This is a genomic window from Pseudomonas sp. GW822-FHT04C11 (genome assembly GCF_058800905.1).
In genome coordinates this window covers 218,021-232,217 of the sequence record NZ_JBXAMS010000008.1, presented here as the reverse complement: position 1 = coordinate 232,217, position 14,197 = coordinate 218,021, and the positions used below count along the sequence as shown (strand labels likewise).

Below are 14,197 nucleotides of genomic sequence, written 5' to 3'. Positions count from 1 at the left end.
CTCAGAAATGCGTGAAGGCATCGCTGATGCTGGCAACCGGTGGGTGATTGGAATGATGAACAACAGTGTGATTAGCGGGCCGAGGCTGAAAATAAAGCGCACCCGAAATCAGCGCAACCACCAGGAAAGCGAACAGGAACCGATGCATCGAATACCTCCATCGTCCAGCCTTGGGCCGAACGCAGGTCTTTTGTTATTGGTGGTTCGAGTCTGGTCTCAGGACAAGGGTGAAAGCTTTGCAGATCGCGCCAGCGATTTTGCAAATCGTGCCAGTGCTCCCTTGGCCGCAGGCTGTGCTTCATTCGGGGGATCGAGATGATGTCCACTGTCCGTGGCACTGCTCTGCTGGGGTTCAAGGAGTTCGCTGTCAGTCAGGGCATCGATCCGGATTCGGCGCTGGCTGAGGTCGATCTGCCCGTAGACCCGCTGGATGTGCAACTTTCCGGCGCTCAGTTCAACACCTTGGTCGAGTTGTGTGCCGTGCGTTCGAACAATCCCCTGTTCGGCTTACAGTTCGGCTTACGCCAGGGTACTCAAGGTCTGGGCACCTTGCTGTACGCCATGCGCAGTGCCGGCAACGTGGGGGAAGCGCTGACTCTACTGACACGCTATTTCCATGTTCATAGCGACGGAGCGCTAGTTCGCCTTGAACGCCAGGCCGACAGTGCCCTGCTTTTGTATGAAGTCACTGATGGAACGTTGGTCTCGGTGCGTCAGACGGTGGAGTTGGCGATGGGAATTGCCGCTTGTTTGCTCCGCGAACTGTTGGGGCACGCCTGGAGGCCGCGAGGTCTGATGTTGCGCCATTATGCCCCGGCAAACCGCAGTGCCTATCGCGCGCTGCTGGGTGTACCCCCGCGCTTTGACAGCCCCGTCAATGCCTGGGTGTTTGATGAGTCATTGCTGGCGATACCTCTGGGTTCGACGGATGTCAGGTGTCAGCAATTGGCCCAGCAACACATCGATGAGCTGGCGCGCGTGACGTTGCAAGAACTGCCGTCTTATGTGCAGAAACTGCTGCGCAACAGGCTTGCCATTGGTCCGGTCACGCTTCGCGAGATTGCCGAGCACATGATGATCAGCCCGCGCACCTTGCAACGCTATCTTCTGGCGCAAGGTACGGGATTTCAGGAACTGCTGGACAACACGCGACAGGCAATGGCTGCTCGTTACATCTGCGACTCGTCGATCAGCCTGACGCAGTTGGCTAGTCTGTTGGGTTACGCCGACCTGAGCGCATTCTCCCGTGCTTTCACTCGCTGGAATGGCATCAGCCCGCAAAAGTGGCAGCAGCGCATGCAGCAAACTCATCGGTAAATGACATGGTTTCCAATCCGTTCATTCGTGCACTCAGCCTGACGGGATTCGATCAATTCGCCCGCCGTCAGGGCCTGGACCCGAGCCAGATGCTGCGTAGAGCTTCTCTACCTGTGGCTTCGCTGCAGCGCCCGGAAGATATCCTGTCCTTCCAGCACTATTGCGGCTTGCTGGAGCTGTGCCAACAACGTTCGAATAACCCGTTGTTCGGCCTGGAATTTGGGCTCTATCAAGGGATCGACGTCTTCGGTGATATTTTTTTCCTGATTTACAACACCCGAACCATCGGTGATGCCTTGCTTGAGCTGCGCGCCAATTTCGCGTTCTACAACGGCGCGGCGCACATCGACCTGGAGGTTGTCGACGGCGCCGCGTTGCTTGGTTACCGGACCGATGAGGTGGCGATTGGCGGATTGCCTCAAGCAGAAGAACTGGCGTGTGGTGTCGGTATACAACTGATGCGGACCTTGGCCGGGGATCAATGGCAGCCCGAGGCGGTAATGCTCCGTCACGCGCCCCTTGCAGACGAGTTCGTCTATCGGCAGGCGCTGGGCATCACCCCGACCTTCTCTGCAGCGCACACCGGTCTGCTATTCGACGCTTGCGTGCTGGCGCAACCGCTGGATTGCGCCAGTGAAACCCTGCATCAACTCATCGCTCAACATCTGTCCGGTATGGAGCGCTTGTCGGCAGACGAGATGCCCGGCTACGTCAGGCAATTGCTGCGCAATCTGTTGCCCAGCGGACGTGCGACGATCGACAAAGTGGCCGACTGCATGGCGCTCAACCCTCGTACTTTGCAGCGTCGCCTGGAGCTAGAAAACACGTCCTTTCAGCAATTGCTGGATGAGACACGCCAGCAATTGGTGCGCAATTACCTGCAAGTCCCGTCGATGAGCCTGACGCAAGTGGCACAGCTGTTGGGTTATGCGGATGTCAGCACTTTCTCGCGGGCGTTTCATCGCTGGTTTGGTGTGTCTGCACTGGAGTGGTGTAGACAGGCTGGGTTGCGCAGGCAGCCGTTGCTGCTTCAGAACCGATTGAAAGGTCGATCGTGAATGTGTTCCTGTGGACCTGCGATTTATCAGCCAGGTGTGATAGCCAGATATCGGCAACAATCGAACTCTTCTACCGAGAGTCTGCTTTCGGCTGTGAATTCAACCGGTCGACGCACCTGATGCTGCGCCCTCTGAGCGAAGTGAGTGCATGTTCGTACTTTGACGGTGAGCGCAGCGTGCTAATGACATCGAGCAAATGGTCATTCTGCAGTTGTACTGCACTATCACTTCCACTGAAAAATAGTGCGAAGTTAGCAGAACGGCCCTTTTTCTTATGAGCGCCGTTTGATGAGCACTAGAGTGGCTTGCAACCTGGATATATTCATATTTATCAGCGAATTGCCGCTCTTGTGTACATATCACATCGCCCATAAGTTAAATCATGTGTCTGAGCGGAACTTTCCTCCTTGTCCATTTCCGCGATTCTGTGTCGGTTTTTTCACGAACCTGTGCTGACTGGTTTTTCATGAGCTTAGACATCTCTCTTCAGAGTCACGCTAAGATTTGCGTCCATTGACCTGTGTTGCCTAAAGCGAAAGCTGACCGTCTACAATTCTCCGAAACTGTTTCTAATCTTACTACGCCCAATGGCGACCATCGGGGCTGGATCAATTTCCGGAAAATAACGAACTCACTGCCCGGCTTGAGGCTATAGATGCGTCCTGTCTTCCGTTTGTTAGCTTATGGTACTGCCAGCGATATCTTGCTTGGCTGGCCCACAGTTGGACTCCTGAGCAAGCCAATAAGACGATCAGGGACAACAACGAATCTCAAAATCATTTTCAGGCCCTCTCCTATATTGTCTTGCGGTTTGGTGGTCGCCGCGGTAATCGATAGGCATTCCAACAACAATTTGACGTGGAGCGGCGACGTTTGGAATTAAGACAACTGCGATATTTCGTAAAAATCCTCGAACACGGCAGCTTGGGACGCGCAGCTCTTGAACTGGACGTCGGCGTATCAGCCCTTAGCCAACAGATCGCGAAACTTGAAAGTGAGCTGTCAACCCGCCTCCTTAATCGCACCACTACTGGCGTCACACCTACCAGCTCCGGTATGGCGTTCCTGCACCATGCCCAGCTGTGTTTGCGGCAAGCCGAAAATGCGATCATGGCCGCTCACCGTGGGCGAATGAGTGGGTACGTCACCGTCGGAATGGCGCCCACGACTGCCACTGTTCTTGCCCTGCCCTTGATCAACGCGATGCGAGAGCGCTACCCGGATATCCAATTGCACCTGGTCGAGATGCTGTCCGGGCATTTGGCCACACAACTCAATGCTCGCCAGATCGACCTGGCCATTCTGTTTCAACTCGAAGGTGGTAAGCGCTGGAGCGTGACACCGCTGCTCGACGAAAAACTATTTGTCATCAGCTCACCGCACCTGCCCCACGCACCACAAGGAACCAGCGTGCATCTGGCGGATCTGGGGCAACTTCCACTGGTAATGCCGAGTGCGCAACACGGTTTGCGTTCTACGCTGATGGTTGCGTTTGAACGTTCGGGATTGGCTCCCAACATCATCATGGAAGTGGATGGTCTTGCCGTATTGATGAACGCCGTACGCGCAGGTCATGCTGCCACCATCCAGCCCGGTGCGGCAGCGGCGCTCAAAGGTGAGTCGGGACTTTCAGTGGTGGAAATTTCCGATGCTCACGTAGGTCGACGAAACCTGCTGGCGACACTGCCTGATGATGAGCTGTCTCCCGCTGCTCTGGCGGCGCGACTGGTCATCACCGATGTCGCTCGACAGTTGGTCGTTGATCAACATTGGCCGGGAGCGTCGTGGATTGAGGACGTCGCGTCATGATCCCGGCGCACCCTCTTCCCGGTTTCCAATACTGGGGTGTCCGCACCAAAGCCTTTACGAAAACTAAACACCCCCATTCATTTCGCGCCTTTCGACAATAAGCTGACAGCTCTACCTTCTCCCCACTCGCGAGGAGCACTTCGTTCATGCCTCCTTGCGATTGAGGAGTGATGATGATCGACGTATTAGTAATTGGCGGCGGCAATGCCGCCTTGTGTGCAGCGTTGATGGCGCGAGAGGCTGGCGCTAGCGTGATGCTGCTGGAGGGCGCACCGAAAATCTGGCGCGGTGGCAACTCGCAACACACCCGAAACCTGCGATGTATGCACGACGCACCGCAAGATGTGTTGGTCGATGCCTATCCCGAAGAAGAATATTGGCAGGATCTGCTGAAAGTCACCGGTGGGATTACTAACGAAAAGCTTGCACGTATTGTCATCCGCGCCTCGTCGAACTGCCGTGACTGGATGCGCTCCCATGGTGTGCATTTTCAGCCGTCGTTGTCTGGTGCCCTACATGTTGCGCGTACCAATGCGTTTTTCATGGGCGGCGGCAAAGCGTTGGTTAATTCGTACTTCCGTAGCGCCGAGCGGCTGGGCGTCAAGATCCGCTACAACGCTCAAGTCACTGACATTGAGATGAAGGGCGGAGAGTTCGTCGCGGCGTACATCGGTGAACGTGAGGTCGATGGTCAGCCTTTACCCGCCGAGCGTATTCAGGCCAAAGCCTGCGTTCTGGCGGCTGGCGGTTTCGAGTCGAACCGCGAATGGCTCCGCGAAGCTTGGGGTCAAAACGAGCGCGGAGAATGGCCCTCAGACAACTTTCTGATTCGCGGGACGCGCTTCAATACCGGCGTACTGCTTCGGCGCATGCAGAGCCTGGGCGCCGATTTTATCGGCGACCCAACCCAAGCGCACATGGTGGCCATCGACGCCCGAGCCCCCCTGTATGACGGTGGTATCTGCACCCGTATCGATTGCGTATCGCTGGGCGTGGTGGTTAATCGCGACGGCGAACGCTTCTATGACGAGGGCGAAGATTTCTGGCCCAAGCGCTATGCGATCTGGGGCCGCCTGGTGGCCGGTCAACCCGGTCAACAGGCCTACTCGATCATCGACCAACAAGCCCTCGGCCGTTTCATGCCTCCGGTGTTTCCGGGTACTAAAGCCAACTCCCTGCAAGAACTGGCCCGCCAGTTGAAGCTTCCCGTTACGCAATTCGTCAAAACCATCGAGGAATACAACGCGGCCTGCCGTATCGGCACGTTCGACCACACCGCGTTGGACGATTGCCACACCGAAGGTTTGACTCCCGCCAAAACCCATTGGGCCCGCCCATTGGTAAAGCCCCCCTTCTGCGCCTACCCACTTAAGCCAGGCGTGACCTTCACCTATCTGGGGCTGGCTACCGACGATACCGCCGCCGTTCACTTCAACGGCGAGGCTAGCCCCAACCTGTTTGTCGCAGGAGAAATGATGGCGGGCAACGTATTGGGCAAGGGCTATACCGCCGGCATCGGCATGGCCATTGGCACCGCATTCGGTCGCATCGCCGGTGTGCAAGCCGCGGCTGCGGCCGGCTTCCTGACCCCTTCCTCCACGGAGCCCCAACATGCAACTGTTTGATCCCAAGGCACCGGGTAATTTGATTCCCGTACTCAACCTTGATGAAAGCGAAGTTCAGCGACAAATGACCGTTTGCAATGCCTGCCGTTACTGCGAGGGCTTCTGTGCTGTATTTCCGGCCATGACACGACGTCTGGAGTTTTCTCAGGCGGATATCCATTACCTGGCGAACCTTTGCCATAACTGCGGCGCATGCCTGCATGCCTGTCAGTACGCTGCCCCTCACGAATTCGAAATCAATGTGCCCAAGGCCATGGCCAAAGTCCGCCTCGACACTTATGCCGAGTACGCCTGGCCACAGGTGATGGGCACGCTATACCGGCGCAACGGACTGACTCTGGCACTGTCCGCCGGTGCCGGGCTGGCACTGTTCCTGTGTCTCACGTTGATGGTGATGGGCAACCTGTTCACGGCGATGCCCAGGGGAAATTTCTACGGGATCTTCCCGCACAACACCCTGGCCGTAATGTTCGGAGCAGTTTTCGGATTCGCGGTACTCGCGTTAACCCTTGGCGCGCGGCGCTTCTGGCGCAATGTTTCACCGGCCGACGCGCCCGCGCAGGAAAAAACCGCCGCTGCACTGGAAGCCACGGCCAACGTCGCCCGGCTCAAATTTCTGGACGGTGGCCATGGCGAGGGCTGCAATAACGCTGATGATCGATTCACCTTGTGGCGGCGGCGCTTCCACCACTTCACCTTCTACGGCTTCATGCTGTGTTTCGCAGCCACTGGGGTCGCCACGCTCTACCATTTCCTTCTGGACTGGTCGGCGCCCTACCCCGTCCTGAGCTTGCCGGTGATGCTGGGCATCGCAGGTGGAGTCGGTCTGCTGATAGGTCCCGCAGGCCTGTTGTGGTTGAACCTGCGTCGCAACCCTGAGCACGGCGACGACAATCAGAAACCCATGGATCGTGGCTTTATCGCGCTGCTGTTCCTGGTCAGCGCCAGCGGCCTGGCACTCCTGGCGTTCCGTGAAACCGCAGCCTTGGGCCTGTTGCTGGCAATCCATCTCGGCCTGGTCATGGCGTTTTTCCTGACAATGCCCTACAGCAAATTCGCCCATGGCATCTTCCGCAGCGCCGCGCTGCTCAAGTACTCCATCGAAAAACGCCAACCCAACCCGATCAACGCAGGTAGCGACTGATCGGCGATCCATTCATTCCAAAAACAATATTGATCACCACGGTAGCCATGATGAAAACAACAACTCAAGACACCCGATCCAAGGGGTCGAAACTGGGCGCCATCCTGCGGGTCACTAGCGGCAATTTTCTCGAACAGTTCGACTTCTTTCTGTTCGGGTTTTACGCGACCTACATCTCCCAGACGTTCTTTCCTACCACCAGCGAGTTCGCCTCGTTAATGATGACCTTCGCCGTATTCGGCTCGGGATTTCTTATGCGGCCGCTGGGCGCTATCTTGCTGGGCGCATACATCGACAAGGTGGGCCGGCGCAAGGGGTTGATCGTGACGCTGTCGATCATGGCCGCGGGCACTGTCTTGATCGCCTTGGTTCCGGGCTACGCCAGCATAGGCATCGCAGCGCCGATATTGGTGTTGCTCGGGCGACTGTTGCAGGGATTCTCCGCGGGTGCGGAAATGGGTGGTGTTTCCGTGTACCTGGCTGAAATCGCCACGCCCGGACGCCGGGGTTTCTATACCAGTTGGCAGTCGGCCAGCCAACAAGTGGCGATCATTCTTGCGGCTGCGTTGGGCTATACGATTAACGCGTCTATGGAGGCCGCCGACGTTGCAGCCTGGGGCTGGCGTATCCCATTCTTCATTGGTTGCCTGATTATCCCGTTCATCTTCATCATTCGCCGCTCGCTACAGGAAACCGATGCATTCAAAGCGCGCAGCCATCACCCAAGTGCCAGTGAAGTCTTTCGCTCGATGCGGGACAACTGGCGCACGGTACTGGCTGGTGGTCTGTTAGCGTCGATGACCACGACCACGTTCTATCTCATTACCGTCTACACCCCGACTTTCGGCCGGTCTGTACTGAACCTGAGCACCAGCGACAGTCTGGTGGTCACGCTCTTCGTCGGCCTGAGCAACTTCATCTGGCTGCCCATCGGCGGTACGATCTCTGATCGCATTGGACGCCGCCCCTTGTTGCTGGCGGTCACCTTGCTGTGCATCTTCACCGCCTATCCCGCCATGCATTGGCTGGCCGCGGCGGCAAGCTTCGAACGACTGCTCGCCGTGCTGCTGTACTTCTCTTTTTTCTTTGGCATTTACAACGGCGCGATGGTTGCTGCATTGACTGAGGTAATGCCTCAGAACGTACGAGTTGTAGGATTTTCACTGGCATTCAGTTTGGCAACGGCTGTGTTTGGCGGTTTTACACCCGCCGTATCAACAATCCTGGTGCAGGCAACAGGTGACAAGGCGTCGCCCGCCTACTGGCTAATGTTTGCTGCGTTGTGTGGGTTCACAGCGACGACGATCCTGTATCGCAGGCAAAAAGCAGTGCCAGTCAACGTTTGATGAAAGAGAGGGCTCGGTGGATCTCAGGACGTTGCGCTGAATAAATATCGCGCCTTGGCCTGCATTGACTCGTCTACGTGACGCCATCAGATCACACTGTCCGATTCGACTCTGAGGAAGCGTGGTTTACGAGCCCCGGTCTTGGACTCGGCTGCTGATGCGCGACTAAAAGCTCGGCATATCACTTCTTTCACATCTAACAAAAAGGGCCCTTGAAGGGCCCTTTCGTACTCAAATTGAAATCACCTGGTCAGCAAAGATTCGAAGCTTGCATTTAGGTCACCTCAGATAAGGGGATTCACTTCATCGTCGGCATAGAGAACTCGACTCCCTCCCGAACTCCCGAAGACGGCCAGCGCTGGGTGACCGTTTTACGCTTGCTATAGAAGCGAACCGCATCCGGGCCGTAGGCATGCAAATCGCCGAACAACGAGCGTTTCCAGCCACCAAAACTATGATAGGCGACAGGTACTGGGAGCGGTACGTTGACACCGACCATGCCGACCTTGATGTTGTCAGAGAAGTATCGGGCTGCTTCACCATCGCGAGTGAAGATACAGGTGCCATTACCGTATTCATGAGCATCGATCAGTTGCATCGCCTCTTGCATGCTCTGCGTGCGCACGATCAACAGCACCGGCCCGAAGATCTCTTCCTCGTAGCAGCGCATGCCGGGTTTGACTTGATCGATCAATGTCCCCCCAACAAAAAAACCGTTCTCGCAAGCTGGAACCTGAATGTTTCGACCATCCACTACGACCTCCGCGCCCTCCTCTTCTGCACTGTCGATGTATCCGATCACTTTTTGCTGATGTTGGCGAGTGATCAGAGGGCCGAAGTCGTTGCTCTTGTCTTGATAGGCGCCGACCTTGAGACGGGTCATTGCTTCGCGCATTTTACTGATCAAGGCATCGGCTGTTGCATCACCTACTGTGACCGCTACAGACAGTGCCATGCATCGTTCCCCTGATGATCCAAATGCAGCCCCCACCAACTGGTTGACCGCATTATCGATGTCCGCATCTGGCATAACGATGGCGTGGTTTTTTGCTCCACCTAATGCTTGGCAACGTTTGCCATTTGCCGCAGCTGTTCGGTAGATGTACTCAGCGATTGGTGTCGAGCCTACAAAACTTACCGCCTGGACACGATGGTCGTGGAGCAAGGTATCAACGGCCTCCTTGTCACCATTGACCACGCTCATGACGCCATTCGGCAAACCAGCTTCCTGCAGCAACTGAGCGATGAACAAGGTCGAACTTGGATCACGCTCGGAGGGTTTCAGGATGAAGCAGTTACCGCAGGCAATCGCCATAGGAAACATCCACAGCGGCACCATCGCAGGGAAGTTGAATGGCGTGATTCCAGCAACTACCCCCAGCGGTTGGAACTCACTCCAAGAATCGATATTGGGGCCAACATTTTTGCTGTGTTCCCCCTTGAGCAACTCGGGCACACCACACGCATATTCAACATTTTCGATGCCCCGCTGAAGCTCGCCCATTGCATCGTGGACAATTTTCCCGTGCTCTTCACCAATAATTTGGCAGATACGTTCGGCATTCTGCTCAAGCAGTTCTTTGAAGCGAAACATCACCCGCGCGCGCTTGATAGGTGGTGTGTTGCGCCACTCAGGAAAAGCCGCTTCAGCGGCAGCAATGGCTTTTTCGACCGTTAGTTTCGAGGCCAGCGCAACCTGTTTGGTGACTTCGCCCGTCGCAGGATTGAACACGTCCTGAGTGCGCTCAGTGTCAGTGACAATCTGGCCGTTGATCAGATGACCTACAGTAATCATGTGAGTGTTCCTTATTTTATGTACGCGGCAGTTACCGCTGAAGTGATGAAGAGGCGTGGTTATCGTTTTGGCTACCAGAGGTTTCGGTAGAGCTCGATCATCTCGTCGACCGAAGGCACCCGAGGATTGTTGCCCGGTGAACCGGATGCGAGGGCTTGCTCAGCCATAATTGGCATCAGTTCGAAGAAGCGTGCGCGACTGATGCCAAAGCCTTCAGGTGTAGGAACTTGCAGCTCGTCATTGAGGGCTTGCAGTTCGACGAGCAACTTAGCGTTGGCGCTGTCGTCGCTGTCCTCAACGGTCGCGACGCCAATGGCCCGTGCACAATCGGCGTAACGTTTTGGGGCGCCTGGGATGGAGAAAGCTGTTACGCCTGGCAGCAGCATCGCGTTGGAAAGTCCGTGTGGCACATGGAAAAAAGCTCCAATCGGGCGGCTCATACCATGCACCAGGGCAACCGAGGCTGCCGAAAACGCAACGCCGGCCAAAGTAGATCCCAGCATCAGCGCCTCGCGTGCTGCAATGTCCTGGCCTGCGTGATAGGCCCGGCGCAAGTTCGGGCCAATCAGGCGCATCGCGGCCAGCGCCTGACTGTCACTGTAGAGATTGGCTTTGAGGCTGACATAGGCCTCAAGGGCGTGGGTTAGTGCATCGATACCGGTATCCGCCGTGACACGAGCTGGCAGGGAGAGCGTCAGGGTGTAGTCGACCAATGCCGCCACAGGCATAAACCCGATGCCTACGCAGAGCATTTTTTCGTCGTTCTGGTCATCAGTAATGATGGTAAAACGGGTAACTTCCGAACCGGTACCCGCTGTGGTCGGTACTGCGATGATCGGCAAGCCTTGCTCGCTCACCTGCCGTGGAAATTTATAGTCACGCATCTCGCCACCGAACTTGGCGAGAATGCCAATGGCTTTGGCACTGTCGATTGGACTGCCACCACCCAATGCAATGATGCTGTCATAGTCGCCCGATCTAGCATGTTCAACACCGGCACGAATCGAATCGACCGTGGGCTCAGGAACGGTGTCGGCGAAAACGTCGGCGCTCAAACCTTTGCTTGCAAGTACATCCTGGATACGACCGGCGTAACCGAGTTGCACCATCATTTTGTCAGTGATGATCAATGGTCGATGGCAACCCAGGCTAGCGAGCACATCTGGAATGGCCTCGCTGGCCTTGGCGCCCACCTGCAGGATGCGCGGCAGAACTATTTGATTCGACATGTTGCCTCCGAAAGTTTCCCTGTGGGGGCGTCGACTCCAGGAGAGTGCCGCCCCCTATTTTTCTTGTGATGGAAGTCGCCTAGGTAGATGGGCATTTGTGAAACTTCTTACCCTTAACCTCTGACGGGAATGTCAGCTGGGCAAATACTCTTGGCTCCAGCTGTCGCTGATAACGCTGCGGGTCATGAGAGCGTCAACTTCACTTTCGCTGTAACCGAGTTCACCCAAGACAGATCTGGTTGAAGCGCCAAATTTTTCTGCTGGTGAAAGGCTGCGGATCGCCGCATGGCGCGGGCGTATGGCAAAGGGATCGAGCTGAGTTACGCAGCGCCCACTCGGATGATCGGCATAGACACTGAACGAGTAGCTCCCGTTGTCAGTGCCCGGGTAGTTGTCAGCAGGTCGGCTGTAGCGATTGCGGAGATTGTCGATGTTATCCGGGACAGCAGCGGCGACTCCGGCTTCCTGCAAACGGCGTTGCCAGGTTTCTCCCGCCACCTTGGCCAGAGCTGCACTGAGGAAAGCCACGTGGTCACCTGCCGCAGACAGGCCGTTCAAGCCTTGAACTGCATCCAGTCTGCCCAGATCCGCTGAATCTGCATCGAGGTATAGCCAACCGTCAGCCGTTCGATAGAAACGCGACAGATCGCTATAACCCAACACCTCACGACCCGCCGGCTCATCAAAAGGTGCGCGCCCCGAGTAGTCGTAACAGAAAGGAACTTGAACCAGGTTGCCCAAGGCAGCCAGTGACGTCCGAGCTCGGCTGACCTTGCCAGTTCTGGACTTTTGATACAACGCTGTGGCCACGCCAAGCGCAGCAGCGAAACCGCACATCACATCAATGGTGCCAACATGAGCATGTTCTTCCGGGGTCTGCATACCGCCACCAAACCGCAGCATGATGCCGGTCGTGGCCTGGATGAGATCGTCGTAACCCAAGTAGTCAGTTCTAGGGCCACGGCGCGGGCCACCGAAGCAGTCCAACTGGCAGAAAATCACCTCAGGATTCACCGCCTTCAGGCTGGCTTCATCTAACCCTAAAGGCGCCAGTTGGCGATCAGGCGCATTCATGACAATGACATCCACTGACTTCACCAACCTATCGAATACCTCACGCCCCTCCTCTTGATTGAGGTCGACCAACACGCTTTGCTTACCGCGCGCCGAAGACATACCGAATACCACGGTGTTCCATGGATCGTAATTTGGCTTGGTGGGGTCAAGCTTGATGACATCCGCACCGAATCGCCCGAGGAATGAGGTCGAGTGCGGGCCGGCAATCACGTTGGTCAGGTCGAGGATACGAACACCGTCCAGCCATCCTTTTGAACATGGCTGATTTACGGCTGGCAACTCCTCGCGAGTGCCTTCACTCAAGGTGGCCAATGCCTCCTCGATACTGACTTCTCGTCGTGAGAGCGGAGACAACATCAACTCTGCACTGTCTTCCAGCCAGGCTATAGCACCAGGCTGTTTCATCAGCCCATATTGATGATCAGTGACGTCAACCACTAGACCTGCAGTGTTTGCATGCTCATCGTGCAACCACTCTTGAGTTGAACGATGAGGAGCGCCAGGAAACTGCCCTTCACCGAAGATTTTTTCCCATTGCGCAGCCGTCTTGGTCAGGAAGACTTCCTTCATGCGCGCCGAGATAACCTTGGCCCAATGAGCTGGTAGTGGATAAACACCGAGTGAGGCATCACCTTCCCATTGTGCAAATGGCAGGTAGGGATCTTCAACTTTGGGAAGGCCTGCAGCGAGCATTTCCTCGTACAAACCCATTGCCTGTAGGCAGCGTTTGGCATGCGAGCGATGGGAAGGGCAAACTGCGTAGAATTTGCGTCCGTCAGCACATTCATAGGTACGGTAGAAGGGGTCGAGGTACTCCTGCAAATCCTCATAACTGAGGTTCATCGGCAGGTTCTCGGCTCGCCTACGCTCAATCTCTTTTTCACGCAAGGTTTTGTAGCGCGCTGGATAGCCGTCGATCTTGATTGAGTTGTAAGAAAGTCCCTCCATGACCGCCGAAGCGAGCGGCACTTCAATCTCATCACCCATGCCAGTGCGTTGTCTGGATTGCAATGCCAGCACCACAGCCGAGACGGCGAGCATAGTGCCGTAAGCGGATGCGAGTGGCAGTGGAGAAAAGCTCGGGTTAATGCCCATCAATACCCGATTTTGCCCCATATCAGTGAAAACCCCTGAGGCTGAAGCGATAATTGACTCAGTGGCACGCCATTGGCTTCGGAGTTCATCATTCGTTGCAAAACCTGGAATGGACAAGGTGATCAGTTGCGGGTGTTCACGACGCAACTCGGAAAAATCCAGCCCCAGTTTTTTCATCACGCCAGGACGGAAGTTCTCAATCACGATGTCGGCTTTGGCGATCATCTGCCTGGCGTGGTGCAAACCCTCAGGGGACTTCAAGTCCAAGCGTAAGCACTGCTTGTTTCGGTTGAGGACGGCATTCGCCGGGCTATCCCAGAGCGGGCCAGCGGGTGGATCAATATGAATGACCGTGGCCCCGAGATCACCCAGTATCATCGCGACAGCGGGGCCGGCAATGTATTGGCCAAAATCGATAACGTTCACACCGCAAAGGGGTAGCTGACTGAGGTTTGTCATGTTTCACCCATTATTTTTATTGTCCTGCTTCTTCAAGCTTTCACGCAGGGTTTAGGTTTTAAGAAGCCGTCTGCAGAGGTTCAAAGCGTTTCAGGCTTGGCCCATTGAGTGGCGATCTGGGAGTTACTTTCGAGAAAAGTTGGGGACTGCGAAAGCAATAAAAAAAAACCCTATGGGTTCATTTTTTTTATGCGATAGGAGTAGGATTTATGGATGACCGCTACAAGACGTACGCTGGCTCGC

The 14,197-nt window shown here is 55.8% G+C and carries 10 protein-coding genes; 6 read left to right on the top strand and 4 right to left on the bottom strand.

What is annotated here, in order from left to right:
* Nucleotide 1 precedes the first annotated feature (1 nt).
* The gene (locus AC1RJ3_RS15870) at nt 2-148 is read right to left on the bottom strand and encodes a hypothetical protein (protein ID WP_177474719.1); all 147 of its coding nucleotides are present in this window, start codon (nt 146-148) and stop codon (nt 2-4) included.
* Between the two features lie 167 nt (nt 149-315).
* Between AC1RJ3_RS15870 and AC1RJ3_RS15865 the strand changes: the two genes are divergently transcribed.
* The 6 genes from AC1RJ3_RS15865 to AC1RJ3_RS15840 all read left to right on the top strand — a co-directional run bounded on the left by AC1RJ3_RS15865 (nt 316) and on the right by AC1RJ3_RS15840 (nt 8,299).
* Nucleotides 316-1,317, top strand: coding sequence for an AraC family transcriptional regulator (locus AC1RJ3_RS15865; protein ID WP_493079457.1), 1,002 nt, complete (start codon nt 316-318; stop codon nt 1,315-1,317).
* A 5-nt stretch (nt 1,318-1,322) separates the two neighbouring features.
* Nucleotides 1,323-2,375, top strand: a complete 1,053-nt coding sequence (locus tag AC1RJ3_RS15860; protein WP_103318895.1) for an AraC family transcriptional regulator — start codon at nt 1,323-1,325, stop codon at nt 2,373-2,375.
* Nucleotides 2,376-3,248: 873 nt separating this feature from the next.
* On the top strand, nt 3,249-4,184 hold the full coding sequence (locus AC1RJ3_RS15855) for a LysR family transcriptional regulator (RefSeq protein WP_054597378.1): 936 nt from the start codon (nt 3,249-3,251) through the stop codon (nt 4,182-4,184).
* Nucleotides 4,185-4,357: 173 nt separating this feature from the next.
* Entirely contained in the window at nt 4,358-5,809 is a 1,452-nt protein-coding gene (tcuA, locus tag AC1RJ3_RS15850) for an FAD-dependent tricarballylate dehydrogenase TcuA (RefSeq protein ID WP_493079456.1), read from the top strand.
* The gene (tcuB, locus tag AC1RJ3_RS15845) at nt 5,796-6,953 is read left to right on the top strand and encodes a tricarballylate utilization 4Fe-4S protein TcuB (RefSeq protein ID WP_347926722.1); all 1,158 of its coding nucleotides are present in this window, start codon (nt 5,796-5,798) and stop codon (nt 6,951-6,953) included. Before tcuA ends, tcuB begins: the two co-directional genes overlap by 14 nt.
* Nucleotides 6,954-7,000: 47 nt before the next feature.
* The gene (locus AC1RJ3_RS15840; RefSeq protein ID WP_347930037.1) at nt 7,001-8,299 is read left to right on the top strand and encodes an MFS transporter; all 1,299 of its coding nucleotides are present in this window, start codon (nt 7,001-7,003) and stop codon (nt 8,297-8,299) included.
* Nucleotides 8,300-8,597: 298 nt separating this feature from the next.
* Here the strand turns inward: AC1RJ3_RS15840 and AC1RJ3_RS15835 are convergent, their stop codons facing one another.
* The 3 genes from AC1RJ3_RS15835 to AC1RJ3_RS15825 all read right to left on the bottom strand — a co-directional run bounded on the left by AC1RJ3_RS15835 (nt 8,598) and on the right by AC1RJ3_RS15825 (nt 13,954).
* Nucleotides 8,598-10,094 carry a CoA-acylating methylmalonate-semialdehyde dehydrogenase gene (locus tag AC1RJ3_RS15835; protein ID WP_347926724.1) on the bottom strand — a complete coding sequence of 499 codons (1,497 nt, stop codon included), beginning with the start codon at nt 10,092-10,094 and terminating at the stop codon, nt 8,598-8,600.
* 71 nt (nt 10,095-10,165) lie between these two features.
* Nucleotides 10,166-11,323: an iron-containing alcohol dehydrogenase gene (locus AC1RJ3_RS15830; protein ID WP_493079455.1), complete on the bottom strand. Its 1,158-nt coding sequence runs from the start codon at nt 11,321-11,323 to the stop codon at nt 10,166-10,168.
* Nucleotides 11,324-11,455: 132 nt separating this feature from the next.
* The gene (locus tag AC1RJ3_RS15825; protein ID WP_493079454.1) at nt 11,456-13,954 is read right to left on the bottom strand and encodes a CoA transferase; all 2,499 of its coding nucleotides are present in this window, start codon (nt 13,952-13,954) and stop codon (nt 11,456-11,458) included.
* Between the last annotated feature and the right edge of the window lie 243 nt (nt 13,955-14,197).